This is a genomic window from Pseudomonas sp. LBUM1660 (assembly GCF_059695935.1).
In genome coordinates this window covers 4,759,649-4,781,445 of the sequence record NZ_CP166795.1, presented here as the reverse complement: position 1 = coordinate 4,781,445, position 21,797 = coordinate 4,759,649, and the positions used below count along the sequence as shown (strand labels likewise).

General features: G+C 59.8%; 20 protein-coding genes and 1 pseudogene. 15 read left to right on the top strand and 6 right to left on the bottom strand.

The window, feature by feature from the left end; genetic code table 11:
* Window positions 1-92 precede the first annotated feature (92 nt).
* The 4 genes and pseudogenes from ACA068_RS22240 (at window position 93) to ACA068_RS22225 (ending at window position 3,536) form a co-directional block, all read left to right on the top strand.
* Complete coding sequence (locus tag ACA068_RS22240) at window positions 93-626, top strand: sigma-70 family RNA polymerase sigma factor (protein ID WP_497304808.1); 534 nt, start codon at window positions 93-95, stop codon at window positions 624-626.
* Complete coding sequence (locus ACA068_RS22235; protein ID WP_497304806.1) at window positions 623-1,636, top strand: ABC transporter substrate-binding protein; 1,014 nt, start codon at window positions 623-625, stop codon at window positions 1,634-1,636. The genes ACA068_RS22240 and ACA068_RS22235 overlap by 4 nt, the downstream gene beginning before the upstream one ends.
* Window positions 1,637-2,216: 580 nt before the next feature.
* Window positions 2,217-2,993, top strand: a pseudogene (locus tag ACA068_RS22230) (PAS domain-containing protein); the annotation flags it as partial.
* The gene (locus ACA068_RS22225) at window positions 2,967-3,536 is read left to right on the top strand and encodes a methyl-accepting chemotaxis protein (RefSeq protein WP_497310647.1); all 570 of its coding nucleotides are present in this window, start codon (window positions 2,967-2,969) and stop codon (window positions 3,534-3,536) included. The pseudogene ACA068_RS22230 and the gene ACA068_RS22225, both read left to right, overlap by 27 nt.
* Window positions 3,537-3,605: 69 nt before the next feature.
* Here the strand turns inward: ACA068_RS22225 and ACA068_RS22220 are convergent, their stop codons facing one another.
* From ACA068_RS22220 to ACA068_RS22205, 4 genes are all read right to left on the bottom strand, one after another.
* Complete coding sequence (locus tag ACA068_RS22220) at window positions 3,606-4,046, bottom strand: hypothetical protein (protein ID WP_497304805.1); 441 nt, start codon at window positions 4,044-4,046, stop codon at window positions 3,606-3,608.
* A gap of 269 nt (window positions 4,047-4,315) precedes the next feature.
* Window positions 4,316-4,849 carry a hypothetical protein gene (locus ACA068_RS22215; protein WP_497304804.1) on the bottom strand — a complete coding sequence of 178 codons (534 nt, stop codon included), beginning with the start codon at window positions 4,847-4,849 and terminating at the stop codon, window positions 4,316-4,318.
* 161 nt (window positions 4,850-5,010) lie between these two features.
* Window positions 5,011-5,643, bottom strand: a complete 633-nt coding sequence (locus ACA068_RS22210; RefSeq protein ID WP_497304802.1) for a glutathione S-transferase family protein — start codon at window positions 5,641-5,643, stop codon at window positions 5,011-5,013.
* 57 nt (window positions 5,644-5,700) lie between these two features.
* Window positions 5,701-6,132, bottom strand: a complete 432-nt coding sequence (locus tag ACA068_RS22205; RefSeq protein WP_497304800.1) for a PACE efflux transporter — start codon at window positions 6,130-6,132, stop codon at window positions 5,701-5,703.
* A 121-nt stretch (window positions 6,133-6,253) separates the two neighbouring features.
* Between ACA068_RS22205 and ACA068_RS22200 the strand changes: the two genes are divergently transcribed.
* Window positions 6,254-7,126: a LysR family transcriptional regulator gene (locus tag ACA068_RS22200; RefSeq protein WP_497304798.1), complete on the top strand. Its 873-nt coding sequence runs from the start codon at window positions 6,254-6,256 to the stop codon at window positions 7,124-7,126.
* A 104-nt stretch (window positions 7,127-7,230) separates the two neighbouring features.
* On the opposite strand, the gene gntR is transcribed toward ACA068_RS22200, so the two are convergent.
* The gene (gntR, locus tag ACA068_RS22195) at window positions 7,231-8,262 is read right to left on the bottom strand and encodes an HTH-type transcriptional regulator GntR (RefSeq protein ID WP_497304797.1); all 1,032 of its coding nucleotides are present in this window, start codon (window positions 8,260-8,262) and stop codon (window positions 7,231-7,233) included.
* Between the two features lie 215 nt (window positions 8,263-8,477).
* Between gntR and ACA068_RS22190 the strand changes: the two genes are divergently transcribed.
* Window positions 8,478-9,011 carry a gluconokinase gene (locus ACA068_RS22190; RefSeq protein WP_497304795.1) on the top strand — a complete coding sequence of 178 codons (534 nt, stop codon included), beginning with the start codon at window positions 8,478-8,480 and terminating at the stop codon, window positions 9,009-9,011.
* 82 nt (window positions 9,012-9,093) lie between these two features.
* The gene (locus tag ACA068_RS22185) at window positions 9,094-10,446 is read left to right on the top strand and encodes a GntP family permease (RefSeq protein WP_497304794.1); all 1,353 of its coding nucleotides are present in this window, start codon (window positions 9,094-9,096) and stop codon (window positions 10,444-10,446) included.
* A 74-nt stretch (window positions 10,447-10,520) separates the two neighbouring features.
* Here the strand turns inward: ACA068_RS22185 and alaC are convergent, their stop codons facing one another.
* Window positions 10,521-11,741, bottom strand: a complete 1,221-nt coding sequence (gene alaC, locus ACA068_RS22180) for an alanine transaminase (protein ID WP_497304792.1) — start codon at window positions 11,739-11,741, stop codon at window positions 10,521-10,523.
* A gap of 138 nt (window positions 11,742-11,879) precedes the next feature.
* Here alaC and ACA068_RS22175 point away from each other — a divergent pair, with 138 nt between their 5' ends.
* The 8 genes from ACA068_RS22175 to ACA068_RS22140 all read left to right on the top strand — a co-directional run bounded on the left by ACA068_RS22175 (window position 11,880) and on the right by ACA068_RS22140 (window position 21,537).
* Window positions 11,880-12,542, top strand: a complete 663-nt coding sequence (locus ACA068_RS22175) for a LysE family translocator (RefSeq protein ID WP_497304790.1) — start codon at window positions 11,880-11,882, stop codon at window positions 12,540-12,542.
* Between the two features lie 67 nt (window positions 12,543-12,609).
* Window positions 12,610-13,098, top strand: coding sequence for a GyrI-like domain-containing protein (locus tag ACA068_RS22170; RefSeq protein ID WP_497304789.1), 489 nt, complete (start codon window positions 12,610-12,612; stop codon window positions 13,096-13,098).
* 257 nt (window positions 13,099-13,355) lie between these two features.
* The gene (gene kdpF / locus ACA068_RS22165) at window positions 13,356-13,454 is read left to right on the top strand and encodes a K(+)-transporting ATPase subunit F (protein WP_497304787.1); all 99 of its coding nucleotides are present in this window, start codon (window positions 13,356-13,358) and stop codon (window positions 13,452-13,454) included.
* Window positions 13,455-13,621: 167 nt separating this feature from the next.
* Window positions 13,622-15,328, top strand: coding sequence for a potassium-transporting ATPase subunit KdpA (kdpA, locus tag ACA068_RS22160; protein WP_497304786.1), 1,707 nt, complete (start codon window positions 13,622-13,624; stop codon window positions 15,326-15,328).
* A 10-nt stretch (window positions 15,329-15,338) separates the two neighbouring features.
* Window positions 15,339-16,019 carry a K(+)-transporting ATPase subunit C gene (gene kdpC / locus ACA068_RS22155; RefSeq protein WP_497304784.1) on the top strand — a complete coding sequence of 227 codons (681 nt, stop codon included), beginning with the start codon at window positions 15,339-15,341 and terminating at the stop codon, window positions 16,017-16,019.
* 11 nt (window positions 16,020-16,030) lie between these two features.
* The gene (gene kdpB / locus ACA068_RS22150) at window positions 16,031-18,100 is read left to right on the top strand and encodes a potassium-transporting ATPase subunit KdpB (RefSeq protein WP_497304782.1); all 2,070 of its coding nucleotides are present in this window, start codon (window positions 16,031-16,033) and stop codon (window positions 18,098-18,100) included.
* A 54-nt stretch (window positions 18,101-18,154) separates the two neighbouring features.
* Window positions 18,155-20,848: a DUF4118 domain-containing protein gene (locus ACA068_RS22145; protein ID WP_497304781.1), complete on the top strand. Its 2,694-nt coding sequence runs from the start codon at window positions 18,155-18,157 to the stop codon at window positions 20,846-20,848.
* Entirely contained in the window at window positions 20,845-21,537 is a 693-nt protein-coding gene (locus ACA068_RS22140) for a response regulator (protein WP_497304779.1), read from the top strand. Before ACA068_RS22145 ends, ACA068_RS22140 begins: the two co-directional genes overlap by 4 nt.
* The last annotated feature ends 260 nt before the right edge of the window (window positions 21,538-21,797 follow it).

Here is a 21,797-nt window from a genome sequence, read left to right as displayed (position 1 = left end):
CATTTTAAGTATTTTTAAAGAATAAAGGCCCTTGCTAGGATCGCGTCACCGGATCACCGGACATTCAGCGACCCCTAACCCTTGGAGCCTCTATGTCCGGCGCCGACGCTTCCCATCGCAACAACGTGGGCGGATTGTTCCGCGCCCATTACCCTTGGCTGTGCGCACGCCTGCGCCGACACCTGGGCAGCAATCCCAGTGTCGAAGACATCGCCGCCGAAACCTTCGTGCACCTGCTCGAGTCGCCAGCGCTGACGCCAATCCGCGAGCCTCGCGCCTTGCTCACCACCATCGCCCGTCGCCTTGTTTATCAGCTCTGGCGTCGCCGCGATCTGGAGCGCCAACACCTGGAACACCAGCAGCAAACCGACCTTGTCGGTGGGCGATCGCCTGAAGAATTGCTGCAGTTATCCCAAACCCTGAACAGCCTGGACCGAACCCTCGATCGCTTGCCCGGCAAAGTCCGGGCGACGTTCCTGATGTCCCGCATCGACGGTCTGACGTACCCGCAAATCGCCGCCGAGTTGGGCATTTCCCAGCGCTCGGTCAGCGTCTACATGACCCGCACCCACGCCTTGTGCGCCCAGCACAGCGCTAACCAATCCTTGACCCAGAGGTCCGCATGAGATCGATCAAAACCCTGCTCGGCAGTTCGTTGCTGGCCCTGAGCCTGGTGGCTTCCCAGGTTCCGGCAGCCGAAAAAGCCGCACCGATTCACTTCGGTGACATCACCTGGGAGAGCGGAAGCCTGATTACCGAAATCCTGCGACTGATCGTCGAGAAGGGCTACGGCTACCCGACCGATACCTTGCCGGGCAGCACCGTCAGCCTTGAAGCGGCATTGGCCAAGAACGACATTCAGGTGATCGGCGAAGAGTGGGCCGGGCGCAGTCCGGCGTGGGTCAAGGCGTCCGCCGAGGGCAAGGTGTTTGGTTTGGGCGACACGGTCAAAGGCGCCACCGAAGGTTGGTGGGTGCCCGAGTACGTGATCAAGGGCGACCCGGAACGCGGCATAAAACCGTTGGCCCCAGAGCTGAAATCCGTCGCCGACCTGGCCCGTTACAAGGACGTGTTCCGCGACCCGGAAGACCCGAGCCGCGGTCGTTTCCTCAACAGCCCGACCGGCTGGACCTCGGAGATCGTCAACAGCCAGAAACTCAAGGCCTATGACCTGACCGCCAGCTACGTCAACTTCCGTACCGGCTCCGGCGCGGCGCTGGATGCCGAGGTCGCTTCATCGATCCGTCGCGGCAAACCGGTGCTGTTTTACTACTGGTCACCTACTCCGCTGCTCGGGCGCTTCAAACTGGTAAAACTCGACGAGCCGCCGTTCGATGCCGGAGCCTGGAAGACCCTGGCCGATGCCAATCACCCGAACCCAAAAGGCACGCGCTCGATGCCGGCAAGCCTGGCGATTGGCGTGTCCGCGCCGTTCAAGGCGCAATACCCGGACCTGGTGGCGTTCTTTGAAAAGGTCGATTTTCCGATCGATCTGCTGAACCAGACGCTGGGGCAAATGAGCGAAAAACGTCAGCAACCGCGACAAGTGGCCGAGGCGTTTTTACGCGATCAGCCGCAGATCTGGAAAGCCTGGGTGCCGGGGGAGGTGGCAACCAGGGTGAGTGCGAGTCTGTAAGTTTTCCTGATGTTTTAGCGGTGCTTGAGCGACCTCATTCGCGAGCAGGTCGCACCGTCGCTCCCACAGCGGATCTCGGGTGTACACAAATACGTTGTCCACTGACGATCCTTCTGTGGGAGCGAGCCTGCTCGCGATGGTCTTGAGACCCGCACCGACTCAGCCACCAACGCCAAATTTCCTCGCTGAACCGATTTTGTCCTCAGTACTGGCCGACTAGTGGCCTTGCTTCCCTGTACCGACTGTCTACGCTAACCCGTAGTTATCCATGTCGCTCGTCATATGACGATGGCGTCGCAAGAGTGCACACCCAAGGCACCGACACGGATCAACTAAGGAGCTGTTCGGCAAAGGGAGTTACTTATGAATACGTTAGGGCTGGCCCGGTCCCGGGCTATCAAGAGAAGGATGTCTTGATAAGAGCGTTGCTGCATGGACTCTCCGATTGAACATCATTGATCACCTGACACTTCCTCCCTTGGAGGAACGCGTGTGCCTGTTCCATAGAACGTTGTGGTGGATCCGTTGAAAGACCTAAGAACTTTCTTCAATCAAAGAACGCGCTGAAGGTGATACGACCATGTTTAACCTACATCACAAGGCTGACCTGCTGGAAATCCAACGATTCAGCTGTGCGCTGACCGAGGCCAGCGCCAAGTTGGCGGCGGTCAGTCGATCAATGGCGATGATCGAGTTCACCCCGGAAGGCATCGTGCTCGAGGCCAACGACAACTTTTGCAGTGTCATGGGCTACAGCGCCGACGAAGTGCGCGGCAAACATCATCGGATTTTTTGCGAAGAAGCTTTTTATCGCAGCGAGACTTACGCAAAGTTGTGGCGGGACCTGGCCCGTGGCGAACCGGTGAGCGGGACTTTCTTGCGCTTGAACCAGAGTGGCAAGGAGGTCTGGCTCGAGGCCAGTTATATGCCGGTGTTCGGTGCTGATCGCCAGGTTAAAAGCGTGATCAAAGTCGCCTCGGACATCACTGCTCGCATCAATCAGGAGCATGAAAACGAAAGCCTGCTGGCTGCCATCGGTCGTTCCATGGCCGTGATCGAATTTACCCCCGATGGCAAAGTCATCACGGCCAACGAAAACTTCCTGAAGACGATGCATTACTCGCTCCACGAAGTGGTGGGCCAGCACCACAGCCTGTTTTGCCACCGCGCCGAAGCTGAGTCGACGGCTTACAAGGCGTTCTGGGCGTCACTCAATCGCGGCGAATATCACTCGCATCGATTCGAACGCAAAGACAAACACGGCCATACCGTATTTCTCGAAGCCTCTTACAATCCCTTGTTCGACGCCAAGGGTCGCTTATACAAAGTGGTGAAGTTTGCCAGCGACATCACCCAGCAAGTCACCACCTTACAAACGGCTGCGGAGTCGGCGCACAGCACCTCGGTACAAAATGACGCCTGTGCGCAGAAAGGTTCTCAGGTGGTGCAGCAAACGGTGCAAATCATCCAGGACATTTCCCGGGACCTGAACGAAGCCGCGCTCAGTATCGATGCGGTCAGCAAACAATCCGACATCATCGGCACCATCGTGCAGACCATCCGCGGCATTGCCGACCAGACCAACTTGCTGGCGCTCAACGCAGCCATCGAAGCCGCACGGGCGGGGGAGCACGGTCGAGGTTTTGCGGTGGTGGCCGATGAAGTGCGCAGCCTTGCGGCACGCACGAGCCAGGCGACGCTGGAGATCGTCGATGTGGTGCGCAGGAACCGCGATCTGTCGTTGAGCGCGGTGTCGAGCATGCAGTCGAGCTTGAGCCGAACCGGACTTGGGGTGGAACTGGCGAACGAAGCGGGAGAGGTGATCCTCGAGATTCAGCAAGGGTCGCGGCATGTGGTGGATGCGATCAGTCAGTTCAGCTCGACGTTGCAGATAAACTAATTGAACGTAAACCGCCCCTCAACGAAGTTTGTTCGTCCAGGGGCGGGTGAAGGTGCGAGTTCGGCGGTTTTAGCTCGTTTGTGTTGGTGGCGTGTTTCCTAGATTAAAACGGCCTTTGATCTCTGCTGTTTTCTTAGGATCGCCCTCCCATACAGCAGTGAATTCAAACACTCCTTTAGCTCTTTTATTTTTCGAATCGTACTCGGTTATTTGGATGTGCCCTGCAGTCCCGAGCCAGGAGTTTTCTTCTCGGTCAGGGTGATAGTGGCCACCATAAGCAGGGCGGTCGGGGTTGTCGTTGTTAGGGAAATCGTATCTCTTGGCGGTTATTGGGCCTGATTTATCCCTAATATAGATTGCGACTAAACGAAGGGAGGGAGGCACCTGTCCGACGACCTCAAATTGGCTGCCGGTGATGATGGATTCAGGAACTTGTGTAGTGATTTTATGCTCAGTACCATCCGCGTTTTCAACGATGGTTGCTTCAAAAGCGTAATCGACCTGGCTCATGACTGGTTACCCTTCCTTCGGTATTTGGATCCAAAGATGTTGTGAATTAACTTCCTGAATTCGCTTAGGCAAGCGCATATGCGAAATCGAAAGCAATTCATGAACTAACTTTCAGATCAGGAGTAGGTATGATTTATCGGATCAAGACAGACGACTACTGTCAGAAATTACAGGTTGGGACGATTAGATGAAAAAAGTCGACGGATGGTTGTCTTTCGGTGGATAAGGAGAGGGCCCGCTCCAAGGGCCCTTCTTGTAGTTGAGCGCCGTTAAAGCGAAGCAAGAAACTTGTCGACCACCTGGCTGCTGCCTTTTTCACTGTTAGCGCTTTCTTTCTCGGCCTGCGCCAGTTTGATCTTGTCCTCCATGCGCTCGGCCATCTCTTTAGCGATCGCCTGCTGTTTTTCCGGTGGCATTTGCTCCACTTCTTCTTTCGTCAAACCCATCTCTTCCAGAATGGCGTCTTGCATGCGCTCTTCCGGGGTTTTGCTCATGTATTCCTTGAAGGCGTCCGAGGCTAATTGAGTCTCAGCTGGAAGTTTGGCCGACGAGGCTTGCAGCCCCACGCGTGTTTTCGCGAACGCTTCATCCACGTTGTCGCTGATTCTGCTCGCCTCACTGACTTGCTGCGTGGCGTTTTGGGTGGCCGATTGCTGTATCTGCGCGGCTTTCGCCTGAGCGTTGATTTGCATCGTTTGCAGCATCGCACCCTGAAGTCCGGCAGCGGCTTCGGCGGTAGGATCTTCGCCGGGCTTCTTGGGGAGCGGCACCGTTAACGTTTGCTGTTTAGCACTGACCAACATGATGAGTAGACCTTGTAGGCATTTGTGGTGCGGTGCTTCGAGCAAATAGTATGCCTGTAAGGAAAAATCACTATAAATCAGTCAGTTAATACGTAATGGCCGAGTGGGCTACGTGGGTTTTGCGGTCAGCCTTTGCCGCCTGACGGCAAACAGGGCGGGCATCAAGGCAAGCCGTTGCAGCCGTACTTGAGGAAGCCCGGACGTTGGGCCAGTCGTTGAAAGTACTCGTCGATGGCCGGGTAGTCGGGCCGCTCCATCGGCGTCATCAGCCAACGGTTGACGGACAGCCCGATGACAATGTCGGCAAGGGTGAAGCGTGGCCCGGCGACGTAAGCTTTGGTTGCCGCGAGCTGATGTTCGAGGATGCCCATCTTCTGGTTCCAGCCGCGCACGCCGGCCGCAATGTGATGCGGGTCCTGGAACTCCGGATCCTTGCGCACCAATGCCGTGAATGCGTAGCTCCATGAGGCATTGAGTTCGGTGGCTTGCCAATCCATCCATTGCTCGACCCGAGCGCGCGCGGCCGGTTCGTGGGGTAGCAGATCGGTGTTCTGGTGTTTGCCGGCCAGATAACGGCAGATGGTGTTGGACTCCCACAACACACCGGCGTCGTCGATGATCACGGGCACCAGCGCGTTGGGATTGAGCCGGAGAAACTCCGGCGTGTGGGTGGACGCATAACCGCCGCCCCAGTCCTCACGTTCGTAGGCAATAGCCAGTTCTTCACAGGTCCACAGGACCTTTCTGACGTTGATGGACGACGCTTTACCCAGAATTTTCAGTGCATGTTCCATTGAGCTACTCCGTTAGCGATTCGACGCTTCAGGAATCTGACAGACATTGCGCGGTTTTCAAACCGGATCCGGCAGCGCCGAGGCGGGCAAACCAAACGTGCGATCAAACAGCCAGTTGAACGCGAAGGTGTAGCACGGGATGAAAATGATCAGCGCCAAGTCCAGAAGGAAGGCCTGCACCAGGCTGATGTTCATCCACCAGGCGATCAGCGGGATGAGAAACACTATCAAGGTTAGTTGAAATCCCACGGCATGGGCGATGCGCCGTTTAACGGTGCGCGCGCGCGATGGCTGACGACTTTCCCAGCGCTCGAACAGCGTGGTGTAGATGAAATTCCAGGTCACCGCGATTGTGGTGATGATGACCGCCAACGGGCCGGTGCTGCCAGGTGAGGTGCCGGACAGCAGCGCCAGGCCCAGCGCCGAGAAGGTCATGCCAAAGACTTCGAACAGCGACACGTAGACCAGTTTGCGTTTAACGCCTTGCATGGAGTTTTGCCTCTTTCTTGCGAACTTGAAGCCAGTAGCACTGGCGAAGGCGACGAAAGATAGCTTCAATAGGCCTGACAGAAAAAGTCAGCAGCTTTCAGTTTTATTGATAGGAAGAGGAATGAATTTCAACAGTGACAGCATCGAGTTGTTCCTGGCCGTGATCGAGCGCGGTTCGTTTTCGGCGGCGGCGCGTGCGCTGGGTAAAGTGCCGTCGGCGGTGAGCATGGGCATTGCCAATCTGGAAGCCGAGCTCGGATATCCGCTGTTCGATCGCAGCCATCGCGAACCGGTGCCGACGGCGATGGCCAGTGCGCTGGTGCCGCACGCGCGGTTGATCGCCGAACAGCTCAAGCAGCTGCAGGTGCATGCAATCGAACTGTCGCTGGGGTTGGAGAGCAAGTTGTCGATTGGCGTCGTAGCGGACCTCGACAAGCGCCGTTTGCTGGCCGCGATCAAGGTCATCGCCGAGCGTCATCCGCTCCTGGAAATCGAAGTGCTCAGCGCGCCCCAGGACGATGTGCTGGCGATGCTCCACAGCGGTCGCGTCAGCGTTTGCCTGGCGTTCGCGGGGTTGAGCATGAACGTACTGGAGCGATTCCAGTTCGTCGGCACCGAGAGCGTGATCGCCACACTGGCGGCGGACAACCCGCTGTTTCAGGGCGAGGATTTGTTTCTGGAGGATCTGGTTCACGTGCGGCAAATCATCGTTGCCGGTCGCGACCTGCCGATCAGCGAAACCCGGCCTTTGGTGGGCGAATCCTATTGGCGCACCGACACCCTCGCCATGGCCCTGGAAATGGTTGAAGCCGGGTTGGGCTGGGGCAATTTTCCGCTGTCGGTCGTCCAACCGCTGCTTGCTGCCGGAAGACTCAAACGCCTGAGTTTCCGCAACATCGAGAACGGGTTGGTGCTGCCGGTGCATGCGGTGTGGCTCAAGAGCCAGCCGTTGCAGAAAGGCGCGATGGCGTTTGTGGAATTGATGGGTCGCTGAGGCAATCCCTTGTGGGAGTGAGCCTGCTCGCGATTTGGTCCTGACAGTCAACATTGATGGTGACGGACCCACCGCCATCGCAAGCAGGCTCGCTCCAACATGGGTCAGGTACTCTCGCGCACCTTCAACTCAAACCCCATGTCCTGCACCGGTTTGGCCACGGTGTTCCCCGCCAGCAAGGTCAGCATCAACTCCGCCGAGCGTCGGCCAATCGCCTCGCGCGGGGTGCTGATGCTGCTCAGGCGCGGGACCATGTGCGCCGAGGCGGGCAGGTCGTTGAAACCGAGGATCGCCACTTGTTCGGGGATTTTGATCCCGCAGCGCATGGCTTCAAGCAGGGCGCCCTGGGCCAGGTCGTCGTTGCCGAAGAAGATCGCATCCACGTCGGGATGACTCGCCATCAGTTGCAGAAACAGTTCGCCGCCCAGGCCGACGGACGACGCTCGTGGGGTCAGCACTTCCAGGTCGGGGTCATACAAACCGGCCTTTTGCAGGGCTTTGCGGAAACCTTCGCCGCGCAACAACGTGCGTTGATCCAACTGCGCGCCGATGTAGGCCAGGCGTTTACGCCCACGAGACAGCAAGTGTTGCGCCGCCGTTTCACCCGCCGCGAGTTGCGAAAAACCAACGCAATTGAGCCCGGCGGCGCTGTCCAGTTCCATCATGTACACGCACGGAATGTTGCTCGCCTCGATCATCCTCCGCGAACTTTCGGTGCGGTCGAAACCGGTCAGCAGCAAGCCACGGGGCTGATAGGCCATGTAATTGCGCAACAGGTTTTCTTCTTCATCACGCGAGTAATGGAAGTTGCCGATGAGCACTTCGAAGCCCTTGGGGCGCAAAACCTGATGAATGGCTTCTAGCGTATCGATGAACAGCAAGTTGGACAGCGAAGGCACCAAAACCACCACCGAATGGCTCTGGGCCGAGGCTAAGGCGCGGGCGGCAGGGTTGACCACGTAATTCAGTTCAAGGGCCGCTTTCTGCACTTTTTCCACCAGTTCGGTGGCCACCGTGCTGACGCCGCGCAAGGCGCGGGAGGCGGTGATCGGGCTGACACCAGCCAGGCGCGCAACTTCGTTCAGGGTAGGGCGGCCAGTGGTGCGCGTATTTTTATCGTTTTTAGGGGAGATCATCGGACGGCTTGCCAAACAAAATTCGAGGCACTAAGGTAGCGCTGTCTCGATGCAGCTGCAAATGCGTGAGCGGGGTTTGCCTGAACCTCGCTTTTTGGCCTTGGGTCCGAACATGCTGCAACCCACAAAAATGACAAGAAGGCGTCGGCAACTTCTGCTTTTGATCCAGTGTCATAACTGGCAAAGGTAGCGCTGTCTGCGCGCTGAGGTGTTACATGAATAATTCCATCACCGCCCTGGTCATCATGGGCGTTGCCGGTTGCGGCAAGACTTGCGTCAGCGAGGCCTTGTGCCAACTCAGCGGCGCGACCGCCATTGAAGGCGACACTTTCCACCCTGCCGCCAATATCGAAAAGATGAGCGCGGGGATCCCCCTGAACGACGAAGACCGTGCCGGCTGGCTCGACAGCCTGTGCGATGAACTGCGCCGCGTCGACGCTAAAGGCCAGCGCCCGGTGCTGACCTGCTCGGCCCTCAAACACAGTTACCGTGAACGTCTGCGCAGCGCCTTGCCGGGCCTGGGCTTCGTGTTTCTTGAGCTGACCCCTGAAGTCGCCGCTGACCGTGTCTCCCATCGGCCGGGCCACTTCATGCCTTCGACACTGATCGACAGTCAGTTCGCCACCCTTGAATCCCCCGTTGGCGAGCCCTTGACCCTGGCTCTGGACGCGTCGAACCACAGCGTCGAGCAATTGGCGAAGCAAGCGCATGTCTGGTGGCAGGCCCATGGCCTGAAACAGGCCGTATGAGTTTTGCTCGAAGAGATAGCGCTGTCCTGTTGGCTTGCGAATTACCCGCTTTAATAACAACAACAACCAGGAGACACCCCTAATGTTTGGCATGTCCCACGAGACGTTCCTGCTGCTCGATGCAGTGGTCACGGTGATCGGGCTTATCGTCCTGATCACCAAGTTCAAGTTTCACCCGTTCATTGCCCTGATCATTGCCGCAGCCTTTCTCGGGCTGACCTCCGGCATGCCGATCGGCACCGTCATCAAGGCGTTCCAGGACGGCTTCGGTGGGGTGCTCGGTTTTGTCGGGATCATCCTCGCGCTGGGCACGATGCTCGGCAAAATGATGGCCGAGTCGGGCGGGGCGGATCAGATTGCCCAGACCCTGATTCGCGCGTTCGGCAAGGACAAGGTGCAGTGGGCAATGATGTTCGCGGCCTTCCTGGTCGGCATTCCGCTGTTCTTCGAAATCGGCTTCGTGCTGTTGATCCCGCTGGTGTTCATCGTCGCCCGGCGCACCGGCGTGTCGATCATCAAGATTGGTATCCCGCTGCTGGCTGGTTTGTCCGCGGTCCACGGTCTGGTGCCACCGCACCCGGGCCCGTTGCTGGCCATCGGCGTGTTCGGTGCCGACATCGGTAAAACCATTCTGTACGGCCTGATCGTTGCGCTGCCGACCGCCATTATTGCCGGTCCGATCTTCGGTACGTTCATTGCCAAGTACATTCCGGGCCATGCCAATCAGGAACTGGTGGATCAACTGGCTCGCGAGCCTCAGGCCGACACGTTGCCGAGCTTCGGTATCACCCTGGTCACCGTGTTGCTGCCGGTGTTCCTGATGTTGCTCAAGACGTTTGCCGACGTGGTACTGCCGGAAGGCAATTTCGCGCGCTCGTTCATGGACCTGATCGGTCACCCGATCTCCGCGCTGCTGCTGGCGTTGCTGCTGTCGCTGTACACCTTTGGCTACAAGCAGGGCATGGGCTCGAACACGATTCTGAAATTGCTCGACGCCAGCCTGGCACCGACCGCCGCGATCATTCTGATCATCGGTGCCGGTGGTGGCTTCAAGCAGATGCTGGTGACCAGCGGTGTGGGTGACGTGATCGGCCACATGGCGGTGAACGCGCAGATTTCGCCAATCCTGCTGGCCTGGCTGGTCGCAGCGGTAATTCGCGTGGCCACCGGTTCGGCCACCGTGGCGACCATTACCGGCGCTGGCATCGTGGTGCCGGTGGTGGGGATGATTCCAGGTGTAAACCGTGAGCTGCTGGTGCTGGCCACCGGCGCCGGTTCGCTGGTGCTGTCGCACGTCAACGACGCCGGTTTCTGGCTGGTGAAGCAATACTTCAACATGACCGTGGCTGAAACCTTCAAGACCTGGACCGCGATGGAAACCATCCTGTCCATCGTTGCGCTGGGCTTTATCCTGCTGTTGTCGATGTTCGTTTAAAAGCTTCGCGGGCAAGCCTCGCTCCTACAGGGATGTGTGAGACTGTAGGAGCGAGGCTTGCCCGCGAAGGCAATTTAGTTGGCGCTGGTTTTCTGAACCAACCCATCCGCCCGAAACATCCCGCGAATCCCGCGCACAGCCTGACGAATCCGGTCCTGGTTTTCGATCAGCGCAAAGCGCACATGATCATCCCCATACTCACCAAACCCGACACCCGGCGAGACGCAGACTTTCGCTTCGGCGAGCAGTTTCTTGGCGAACTCCAGCGAACCCAAGTGCGCATAAGCCTCGGGAATCTTCGCCCAGACGTACATCGACGCTTTTGGATTCTCGACCATCCAGCCCAGTTCATGCAGGCCTTTGACCAGCACGTTGCGACGCTGCCGATACTGCTCGGCGATGTCTTTGACGCACTGCTGATCGCCTTCCAGCGCCGCAATTGCTGCGACCTGCAACGGCGTGAAGGTGCCGTAGTCGTGGTAGCTCTTGATCCGCGCCAGGGCGTTGACCAGTTCGGCATTGCCGACCATGAAACCGATGCGCCAGCCCGCCATGTTGTAGCTCTTGGACAGGGTGAAAAACTCCACCGCAATGTCCTTGGCGCCCGGCACCTGCATGATCGACGGGGCTTTCCAGCCGTCGTAGACGATGTCGGCGTAAGCCAGGTCGTGCACCACCAAGACGTCGTACTGCTTGGCGAGGGCGATCACCCGCTCGAAGAAATCCAGCTCCACGCATTGAGCGGTGGGGTTCGACGGGAAGCCGAGGATCATCATCTTCGGTTTCGGGATCGAGCCGCGAATCGCGCTTTCCAGTTCGGCGAAGAAGTCCACGCCCGGGATCAGCGGCACCGAACGCACCTGGGCGCCGGCAATCACGGCACCGTAGATGTGAATCGGGTAGCTCGGGTTCGGCACCAGCACGGTGTCGCCCTGGTCGAGGGTGGCCAGCATCAGATGCGCCAGGCCTTCCTTGGAACCGATGGTGACAATGGCTTCGGTTTCCGGGTCGATGTCGACCGCGTAACGATCCTTGTACCAGTTGGAAATGGCCCGGCGCAGACGCGGAATACCCTTGGACGTTGAGTAACCGTGGGTGTCTTCGCGCTGGGCGACGGTCACCAGTTTTTCGACGATGTGCGGCGGAGTAGGGCCGTCAGGGTTGCCCATGCTGAAGTCGATGATGTCTTCGCCGCGACGACGGGCGGCCATCTTCAGCTCGGCAGTGATGTTGAATACGTAAGGGGGGAGTCGATCTATGCGCGCAAAGCGGCGCGGCGAACCTGGGTTAGCCATTGTTGCCTCGGTAACGTGAGCGCCCGGAACCGTCCGAGCGACGCTGGCCACTGCGGTGGCCTGTGGCGGAATGTAAGGGCTGTTGTGGCACACTGTCCAGCGACTCTGTAAACAAATTTGTCCGAAGGAACCCGGTTGATGGAATTTACCAGCGGCTTTCTGCTGAGCCTTTCGCTGTGCCTGGATATCGGCGTGGCCAACATCGCGATGATTACCCTGGCGATGCAACGCGGCTATTTTCAAGGCTTCGCGCTGGGGCTGGGAACCTGCGTCGGCGACCTGATTTACGCGGTGCTGGCGTTGGCGGGCATGACCGTTTTGCTGCAATACGAGACCGTGCGTTGGGTGCTGTGGATCGGTGGTTCTGCGTTGCTGGTGTACTTCGCGGCGAAGATGATCTACTCGGCGATTCACCATGAGGCAGTGCTGGCCCAGACCGCCGAGGTGGGGCAGAACTCTCACCGGAAAGAATTTTTCCGCGGAATCTTCCTCGCCATGTCGTCACCCAGCGCCATTCTCTGGTTCGCGGCGGTGGGCGGCACGCTGATCGCGCGTTCCGGTGGCGGCGGGGCCGTCAGCTCGGCGCTGTTTCTCGGCGGATTTCTCTGCGCCGGTCTGCTCTGGAGTGCCGGTTTGTGCTTCGCGGCCAGCCACGGTGGCAAGTTGCTGGGTGACAAGTTGCTGCGCTACTCCTACATGGCATCAGCGGCGATCTTCTGCTATTTCGCGGTGTACGTGATTCTATCGGGTTACAACGAGTTCATCGTCAAGGCTGCCGTCGAGCAGGTGCCGGGGCTCTGACTGGGCGAATCGGGTTTGGCTTCTATACTCCCAGCCGAACCCACTTTTTCGTCTCAGGAGTTGAGTCATGGATGAATTAAAAGACGTAAAACCGGCCGAGCCACGCTTCGAAAACGGGCACTTCTTGCTCATTGCCGGGCTTGGCGGACGATTTACCCAGGAAACTTCCAAGAAAATCCCCGAACTCTGGGAAAAATTCATCCCCGAAATCGGACAGATTCCCGGTCAAAAAGGCGAAGTGACCTACGGCATTTGCTGCAATCCGGATGGGAAGGGCGGTTTCGAATACATTGCAGGCGTCGAAATCAGCAAGCTCGACGACCTGCCGGAGAAGTACCGCTGGGTCGAGGTTCAACCCCAGCATTACGCGGTGTTCGAGCACAAAGGCACACTGGAGCAGTTGCCCGCGACCTTTCAGTACATCTGGAAAACCTGGCTGCCACAGTCCGGCCATCAAGCGGCAGACGCCCCGGAATTCGAACGCTACAGCGAAGACTTCAACCCGAAGCTCAACACCGGCGTGCTGGAAATCTGGCTGCCGCTCAAACAGAAATGAACCGAGCCCCGGACGGGCACTTCACCGTGCCCGTTCGTGGCTGTCGCTGACGCCTCGCATCACCCCCGCACAACCTCCGTTCCGCTCGATCTATACGCCGTCTTAATACCGCTGCCCCCAATCAGTGTCCGTCCTTGATACCCCCTCACCTAACCTGCACGGCGCAGATAAGAGCGCGTATCCAGTGCGTTTTTTGCTCTGGCGCGCTCTACCGGGACCCGATCGCGGGTGCCTTCGTTTAGTCAGGGGGAGCTGTCTTGTTATCACTCGAGTTCATCTACATCGCCAGCGGCCTGTGTGCCGCCCTGTTGTTCGCCTACCTGGGTTACGCCCTTATTCGTGCAGAAAAGTTCTGATGGCCGCAGTCATTGCGGCACACGCTTTTTTATCAGCCCGCCAGGGCGGTCTTGAGAAAGGAAATCGGCAATGTACGACCTGATTTTTATGGGGGTTAGCGTGGTGTTTTTTGCTGCGACAGCCATGGTCATCGTCGCCATGGGCAAGATTTGAACGGAGCATCGACATGTTGAGCACTATGCTGGAATTTGCGGTGATTCTCGGGTTGATGACCGGGCTCGCCGTATTGATGGGGAAGTGGCTGACGCGGGTTTTCACCGGGCAAAAGCATGCCTTGGCCGAGCGCGCCACTTATCGTTTGCTGGGGATCGATTCGACCGAAACCATGGGCTGGGCGCGTTATGGCTCGGCCCTGTTGCTGTCGAACGCGGCAATGATGTTGCTGGGTTACATCGTGTTGCGCCTGCAAGGTTTCATGCCGCTCAACCCCTTGGGGCTGAGCGCGCAAACACCGGATCTGGCGTTCAACACCGCGGCGTCGTTTATCACCAACACCAACTGGCAGGCGTATTCAGGTGAAACCAGCCTGTCCAACTTCAGCCAGATGGCGGTCATTACCTTCCTGATGTTCGTCGGCGCAACAGCGGGCGTTGTGGCGGCGGCGGGTTTTATTCGCGGCCTCAGTCGGTCGAATTCCGCTGATATCGGCAATTACTGGGTGGACTTCACTCGCACGCTGTACCGGGTGATGTTGCCCCTGTGTTTCGGCATGGCGCTGGTGTATGTCTGGCAAGGCATGCCCCAAACCCTGAGCTCCCAGGCCCTGGCCACCACCCTGGAAGGCGCGCAACAGCAATTGATCGTCGGCGCGGTGGCGAGCTTTGAATCCATCAAGCACATCGGCACCAACGGCGGCGGCTTCTTCAGCATGAACGCTGCGCACCCGTTCGAGAACCCGACGCCACTGACGAACATGCTGCACATCCTCAGCATGCTGCTGATCCCGTCAGCGTTGACATACACCTTCGGCAGCATGCTGATGCGTCGGCGTCAGGGCTGGGTGTTCTTTGGCACGTTCCTGGTGATGTTCGTCGGTTTTCTGAGCATCGTTTACACGGCCGAACAAAGTGGTAACCCGCTGCTGACCCGCGTGGGCGCGGACCAAGTGCTGTCGGCCACCCAGAGTGGCGGCAACATGGAAGGCAAGGAACTGCGTTTCGGGATTGCCGACACCAGCCTGTTCGTGACCACCACCACCGGCGCAACCACCGGCTCGGTGAACGCCATGCATGACTCGCTGACGCCCATGGGCGGCTTCGTACCGCTGGCGCAGATGATGCTCAACTGCGTGTTCGGCGGCGACGGCGTGGGCTTTATCAACCTGATCCAGTACGCCCTGCTGACAGTGTTTCTGGTGGGCATGATGATCGGCCGCAGTCCCGAATTCCTCGGCAAGAAGATCGAGGCTCGGGAGATCAAGCTGGTCATGCTCTCGGTACTGGCGCACCCGATCTGCATTCTCGGCTTTACCGCCCTGGCGGCACTCTGGCCGGACACCTTGAACAGCCTCAACAACCAGGGGCCCCATGGCTTCAGTGAGGTGTTGTATGCCTACACCTCGGGGACTGCCAACAACGGTTCGGCGTTCGCCGGATTGAATGCCAATACGCCGTTCTTCAACACCACCATCGGTCTTGCCATGTTGCTCGGACGCTTCTTCACCATGCTGCCGATGCTCGCGGTCGCCGGCTCCCTGGCCATGAAAAAGAACATCCCTGCCGGTGCCGGCACCATCCCGACCGCCACACCGCTGTTCATGTTCCTCGTGGTGTTCGTGGTGCTGGTCGTGGGCGGCCTGACTTTCCTGCCGGCGCTCGCGCTCGGCCCACTGGTCGAGCAACTGCAGTTGCTGTCTGGCCAGACCTACAAGTGAGGGCGCAGTGATGACTCAAATTCAACCACAAACCAAAGTGCAGTTTCTGTTTGTCGGCCTGTTACGCCCGGTGCTGATATCGGCGGCGTTCTTCATGCTGCTGACCGGGCTGGCCTACCCGTTGTTCACCACCCTGGTGGCCAACGTGCTGTTCCCGTTTCAAGCCCAGGGCAGTCTGGTTGAACGGGACGGTCTGGTGATCGGTTCGGCGGTGATCGGCCAGCATTTCACCCGGCCCGAGTATTTCCAGGGGCGCGCAAGCATGACACTTGGCGCCGATCCACTGGACCCGAGCAAGAGCGTGGTGCAGCCGTACAACGCCGGTTCCAGTGGCGCCAGCAACCTTGGCCCGACCAGCCAGAAGTTGATCGACACCGTGGCCCTGCGCGTCGAAGCCTACCGCCGACAGAATGGCCTGGCAGCCGATGCACAGGTGCCGGTGGATGCCGTCACCTCGTCGGCTTCAGGCCTGGACCCGCACATTTCGGTGGCCAACGCACAGATTCAGGCGGCGCGCGTCGCACGTCTGCGCCACCTGCCCGAAGCCGACCTGTTGAAACTGGTGAATACCCACACCGAGCAACGCACCTTCGGCCTGCTCGGCGAGCCACGGGTCAATGTGCTGCAACTCAACCTCGCGCTGGATGCTTTGAAGCCTGCGCATCAGCCACCCCTTGCGGCCAGTGAGTAAGAGAAACAACCATGAGTAAGCAAGCTCGTTTGCCTTTGTTCGACCGTGGGTTGTTGCTCACGGCGTGCCTGGATGCCTTCAAGAAGTTGCTGCCCCAGGCGCAGTGGAAGAACCCGGTGATGTTTGTGGTGTACCTGGGCAGCATTCTCACCACGCTGTTGTGGTTTCAATCACTGGGCGGCAAGGGTGAAGCCCCCAGTGGTTTCATTCTGAGCATCACGTTGTGGCTGTGGTTCACCGTGCTGTTCGCCAACTTCGCCGAAGCCCTGGCCGAGGGCCGCAGCCGGGCGCAAGCAGCCAGCCTGCGTGGGATGAAGCGCCAGACCCTGGCCAAGCTTCTGAAACAACCCCGGCATGGCTCCGCCTGGATGCCGATGCCTTCCGGCGAACTGCTCAAGGACAATGTGGTGTTGATCGAGGCGGGCGATCTGGTGCCCCTCGATGGGGTGGTGATCGAAGGCGTGGCGTCGGTGGATGAAAGCGCGATTACTGGCGAATCGGCACCGGTGATCCGCGAGGCAGGCGGCGACTTTTCATCGGTCACCGGCGGCACCAAAGTGCTGTCGGACTGGCTGGTGGTGCGTATCAGCGTCAATCCCGGCGAGTCGTTTCTGGATCGCATGATTTCCATGGTCGAATCCGCGAAACGCCAGAAGACACCCAACGAAGTGGCACTGACCATTTTGTTGGTGGGCCTGACGTTTCTGTTTCTGCTGGTGATCGTGACCCTGGGCCCGTACTCGATGTTCGCGGTGGGCATGAGCGGCGGCGACGTGGTCAGCGCAACGGTTCTGGTCGCGTTGCTGGTCTGCCTGATCCCTACGACCATTGGCGGTCTGTTGTCGGCGATCGGCGTAGCGGGCATGAGCCGGATGATGTCGGCCAACGTCATTGCCACCTCCGGGCGAGCCGTGGAAGCGGCGGGTGACGTGGATGTCTTGCTGCTGGACAAGACCGGCACCATTACCTTGGGTAATCGCCAGGCCAGCGGTTTCCTGCCGGCACCCGGGGTCAAGGAATCGGAATTGGCGGACGCGGCGCAACTGGCCTCGCTGGCCGACGAAACACCGGAAGGACGCAGCATTGTGGTGCTCGCCAAGCAGAAGTTCGACCTGCGTGCGCGGGACCTCAATGCCCTGGGGGCGAGCTTCGTACATTTCACCGCGCAAACCCGCATGAGCGGCGTCGATCTGGCCGGTGGCCGGAGCATCCGCAAGGGCGCGGCAGATGCCATTCGCCAGCACGTCGAGGCGCTGGGCGGCAGCTTTCCGCCGGGATTGCAGATTAAGGTCGACGAAGTCTCGCGCCGGGGCAGTACGCCACTGGTCGTGTGCGATGGTGAAAAGGCATTGGGCGTGGTCGAGCTCAAGGACATAGTCAAGGGTGGCATCAAGGAGCGTTTTGCCGAGCTGCGGCGCATGGGCATCAAGACGGTCATGATCACCGGCGACAACCGCCTGACGGCGGCTGCGATTGCCGTGGAAGCCGGGGTTGACGACTTTCTTGCCGAGGCCCGGCCGGAAGACAAACTGCAACTGATCCGCGACTACCAGGCCCAGGGCAAGCTCGTGGCGATGACCGGCGACGGCACCAATGATGCGCCGGCACTGGCCCAGGCGGACGTGGCGGTGGCCATGAACAGTGGGACTCAGGCCGCCAAGGAAGCGGGCAATATGGTCGATCTGGACAGCAACCCGACCAAGTTGATCGAGGTGGTTGAAGTCGGCAAACAGATGCTCATGACGCGCGGCGCGTTGACCACCTTCAGCGTGGCCAACGATGTGGCCAAGTATTTTGCTATCGTACCGGCCGCATTCGTCGCGACCTATCCGCAACTGGGCGCCCTGAACGTGATGCACCTGAGCAGCCCGAATTCGGCGATTCTCAGCGCGGTGATTTTCAATGCCCTGATCATCGTGTTTCTGATTCCGCTGGCGCTCAAGGGCGTGACCTACCGAGCCATCGGCGCGGCGGCGTTGCTCAATCGCAACCTGCTGATCTATGGCCTGGGTGGCGTGCTGGTGCCGTTCGCGGGGATCAAGGTGATCGACATGCTGTTGGCCGGGCTTGGCTTGGTTTGAAAGGACTGACGGCCCGGCGCCCTCTGTGGCGCCGGGCCGTTTAAAAGGATTGTCATGCTCGAAACTGATACGTCCACCGCTTCACGTGACGGCCGTCCTGATCCCGACGCGCTGCTGGAGAAGCTGCAACAAGACGAACAGGCTGCCCTGCGCGGGAAACTGCGCATCTATTTCGGTTCCAATGCCGGGGTAGGGAAAACCTGCGCCATGCTCACCGCGGCCCAACGCGAAGTGGCCCAGGGCCGTGACCTGGTGGCTGGGGTGATAGAAACCCATGGCCGGCGGGAAACCGCTGAACTGCTCAACGGTCTGGAACTGCTGCCGCGCTACAACGTGATGCATCGCGAGTGCGCCCTCAGCGAGTTCGATCTGGATGCCGCGCTGGCGCGGCGTCCGGCGGTGCTGCTGGTGGATGAATTGGCCCACAGCAATGTTCCCGGTTCGCGTCACCCCAAGCGCTGGCAGGATGTCGAAGAACTGCTGCGCGCCGGCATCGACATCTGGACCACCCTGAACGTCCAGCACCTGGAAAGTCTCAACGATATTGTCAGCGGGATCATCGGCACCCGGGTGCGTGAGACCGTGCCCGATCATCTGTTCGACGCTGCCCATGAAGTGGTGGTGATCGACCTGCCACCCGATGACCTGCTGCGCCGGCTCAAGGAAGGCAAGGTCTACCTGCCGCCCCAGGCTGAGCGCGCGTCCCGGCATTTCTTTCGCAAGGGCAACTTGCTGGCCTTGCGTGAGCTGGCGCTGCGGCGCACCGCCGATCGTGTCGATGCACAGATGCGCGACTATCGCCGCGAGCGGTCCATCAACACCCTTTGGCCCGCGCGCGAGCGTTTACTGGTGGGCGTGGCAGGGTACCCTTCGGATGAGCGACTGGTTCGTGAAGCAGCGCGCTTGGCACAAAAGCTCGAGGCAGACTGGATTGTCGTCCATGTGCCTTCGGCGCAGCGTCGTGGTGCGGGGGCGAGCCGTTATGCCGCCGCCATGAAGACCCTGGCGCTGGCCGTCGAATTCGGCGCCGACACCGCCACCTTGTCGGGCATGGACGTCGCCGAGGCCTTGGTGGCGTTTGCCCGTGAACACAACGCCAACCGCCTGGTGCTGGGGCACTACCCGCGCAAGGTTTGGCAGTTCTGGCACCAGTCGGTCAGTGACCGCATCAGCCGTCGGCATCCCGAGATCGATCAGATTGTCATCGCTCATGGCCCGTTGCCCATCGTGGTTGCGGTGGCGGTCAATACTGACGCCGCGCTGCCGCCCAGCAGGGCGCCGGCGTATCTGTGGGCCAGCCTGGCCTGTTTCGCCGCCACGGCAGTGGCAGCCTTGCTGTTGCAGGTGTTCGATCTGGCCAACGTGGTCATGCTGTTTTTGCTCACGGTGGTGCTGGTCGCCTTGCGCTATGGGCGAGGGCCGGGTGTCTGGGCGGCGATGCTGGCGGTGCTGTGTTTTGATTTCTTTTTCGTCCAGCCACGCTGGTCGTTCACGGTCAACGACACCCAGTACTTTTTTACCTTCGCCCTGATGCTGGGGATTGCGTTGATCACCGGCCAGCTCACGGCACGCTTGCGCCATGAGGCTCGCACGGCGGCCGGACGTGAGCGGCGTGCGACTTCGTTGGCGAGGCTGGCGCGAGATTTGTCGGCGGCGCTGACGGTGGAGCAGATCACGGAGGTGGCGCTGCGTACTTTCAGCGGCGTATTTGAAGCGCGGGTCGGGCTGACACTGCCGGACGCCGCAGACAGTGTCCGTGCTCGTGGCGCGGGTGCATTCCCGATTGATGAAAGCATTGCCCAATGGGTTTACGACCATGGGCAACCCGCTGGCCAGGGCACCCATACGCTGGCGGCCGCGCAAGGCCGCTATTTGCCGTTGAAGGCCCCCATGCGCGTGCGCGGGGTATTAGTGCTGGAGCTGGCTGAACCCGAACGGTTGAACGAGCCTGAAGAGCAGCGTTTGCTCGAGGCCTGCATGAGCCAACTGGCAATCGCGCTGGAACGGGTGCATTTCGTCGAAGTGGCGCAAAGCACGTTGGTGCAGATGGAGGGCGAGCGCATGCGCAATACCCTGCTGGCCGCAATCTCTCATGACCTGCGCACGCCGCTGACCACCATTATCGGTGCGGCCGATGCAGCGGCGCCCCATGCGCCGCCCGGACCGCTGACACCGTTGCTGGACGGTATCCGCGATCAGGCCAGCGCCATGCAGCGGTTGATCGAAAACCTGTTGGACATGGCCCGGATGCAGGAGCGCGGTGTGCGCCTGAACCGGCAATGGCACTCGCTGGAGGAAATCGTCGGCAGCGCCTTGCGTCAACTGCGCGAGCCGTTGGCGCGGCATGTGGTGCGCACCGCGTTGTCGCCGCTGTTGCCGTTGGTGGAAGTCGATGCGCTGTTGATCGAACGCGTGCTGGTCAACCTGCTGGACAACGCTGCCAAGTACACCCCGGCCGGAACGCTGGTGCAGGTTACGGCCCGGCAAGAGCAGGACAGCATTGTGCTGGAGGTGATCGACGCCGGTCCCGGTTGTCCTCAGGGCAGCACCCCTCAGAGTTTGTTCGAACCGTTCACCCGGGGTCAGCAGGAGTCGGCCGTGGCCGGTATCGGCCTTGGGCTGGCGTTGGTCAAACGGATTGTCCTGGCCCATGGCGCAACGATCGAGGCGCAACCCCAGGCCACCTCGGGCATTCGCTTTGTCATCACACTACCGGCGGGTCACCCGCCTTCCATGGAATCGCTATGACCAGTGCACGCATCCTCATTGTCGAGGACGAGGCCAATATCCGCCGCTTCATCGGTATCGCGCTGCAGGACGAAGGTTTTCAGGTGTTCGAGGCCGACAACGTCAAACGCGCCCTGATCCACGCCGCCAGCCGTCAACCGGATCTGGTGATTGTCGATCTGGGCTTGCCCGACGGTGACGGCAAACAATTGATCAGCGAGTTGCGGGGCTGGATGACGGTGCCGATTCTGGTGCTGTCGGCCCGTGATCGTGAAGAGGAAAAAGTAGCGGCACTGGATGCGGGGGCGGACGATTATCTGGTCAAGCCCTTCGGCGTGCCCGAGCTGCTGGCGCGTATCCGCGCCCAGTTGCGCCGGCATGTACAGAACGGGACCGCCGCCGTCACCAGCAAGGTGACATTCGGCCTGATCGAAGTGGACCTGGCCACGCACGAGGTCCGGCGCGAGGACCAATCGGTGCATCTGACACCCATCGAGTATCGCTTGCTGTGCGCGCTGATTCGCGGGCAAGGCCGGGTCATGACTCATCGTCAGCTACTGCTGGAAGTGTGGGGCCTGGATTACGTCGATCGTGCGCACTACCTGCGGGTGCACATGGCGCACTTGCGGCAAAAACTGGAGGCCGATGCGGCGCAGCCGCAGCATTTCATCACCGAATTGCAGGTAGGTTATCGCCTGGTGGGGCTGTAAGGCACGGCGGGCGCTGGCTGCAGCGCCTGGCCGTGGGTCGCTCACTTGTCTTTCTTGATCCGGCGCTCGTGCAGGAAATCGATGTACAGCGTGATGAAGCCGAACGAAGAGATGCTGAATAACACGAGAAGGCCGATTTGAGTCGTGCTCATGATCAAAGTCCTGTGAGTGGGACGAGGAGCGCTCAACCTGCCGTGGCTGGGCGTCGTCAATCGTCGAGGCACAGATAAATAGTACGAACCCGGGGCCTTGGGTAGCGG

Excerpts from the sequence above, each read along its gene's own strand:
- ACA068_RS22240 (WP_497304808.1), top strand. The coding sequence starts at position 93 with ATGTCCGGCGCCGACGCTTCCCATCGCAACAACGTGGGCGGATTGTTC.
- ACA068_RS22235 (WP_497304806.1), top strand. The coding sequence starts at position 623 with ATGAGATCGATCAAAACCCTGCTCGGCAGTTCGTTGCTGGCCCTGAGC.
- ACA068_RS22220 (WP_497304805.1), bottom strand. The coding sequence starts at position 4,046 with ATGAGCCAGGTCGATTACGCTTTTGAAGCAACCATCGTTGAAAACGCG.
- ACA068_RS22215 (WP_497304804.1), bottom strand. The coding sequence starts at position 4,849 with ATGTTGGTCAGTGCTAAACAGCAAACGTTAACGGTGCCGCTCCCCAAG.
- ACA068_RS22210 (WP_497304802.1), bottom strand. The coding sequence starts at position 5,643 with ATGGAACATGCACTGAAAATTCTGGGTAAAGCGTCGTCCATCAACGTC.
- ACA068_RS22205 (WP_497304800.1), bottom strand. The coding sequence starts at position 6,132 with ATGCAAGGCGTTAAACGCAAACTGGTCTACGTGTCGCTGTTCGAAGTC.
- ACA068_RS22200 (WP_497304798.1), top strand. The coding sequence starts at position 6,254 with ATGAATTTCAACAGTGACAGCATCGAGTTGTTCCTGGCCGTGATCGAG.
- gntR (WP_497304797.1), bottom strand. The coding sequence starts at position 8,262 with ATGATCTCCCCTAAAAACGATAAAAATACGCGCACCACTGGCCGCCCT.
- ACA068_RS22190 (WP_497304795.1), top strand. The coding sequence starts at position 8,478 with ATGAATAATTCCATCACCGCCCTGGTCATCATGGGCGTTGCCGGTTGC.
- ACA068_RS22185 (WP_497304794.1), top strand. The coding sequence starts at position 9,094 with ATGTTTGGCATGTCCCACGAGACGTTCCTGCTGCTCGATGCAGTGGTC.
- alaC (WP_497304792.1), bottom strand. The coding sequence starts at position 11,741 with ATGGCTAACCCAGGTTCGCCGCGCCGCTTTGCGCGCATAGATCGACTC.
- ACA068_RS22175 (WP_497304790.1), top strand. The coding sequence starts at position 11,880 with ATGGAATTTACCAGCGGCTTTCTGCTGAGCCTTTCGCTGTGCCTGGAT.
- ACA068_RS22170 (WP_497304789.1), top strand. The coding sequence starts at position 12,610 with ATGGATGAATTAAAAGACGTAAAACCGGCCGAGCCACGCTTCGAAAAC.
- kdpA (WP_497304786.1), top strand. The coding sequence starts at position 13,622 with ATGTTGAGCACTATGCTGGAATTTGCGGTGATTCTCGGGTTGATGACC.
- kdpC (WP_497304784.1), top strand. The coding sequence starts at position 15,339 with ATGACTCAAATTCAACCACAAACCAAAGTGCAGTTTCTGTTTGTCGGC.
- kdpB (WP_497304782.1), top strand. The coding sequence starts at position 16,031 with ATGAGTAAGCAAGCTCGTTTGCCTTTGTTCGACCGTGGGTTGTTGCTC.
- ACA068_RS22145 (WP_497304781.1), top strand. The coding sequence starts at position 18,155 with ATGCTCGAAACTGATACGTCCACCGCTTCACGTGACGGCCGTCCTGAT.
- ACA068_RS22140 (WP_497304779.1), top strand. The coding sequence starts at position 20,845 with ATGACCAGTGCACGCATCCTCATTGTCGAGGACGAGGCCAATATCCGC.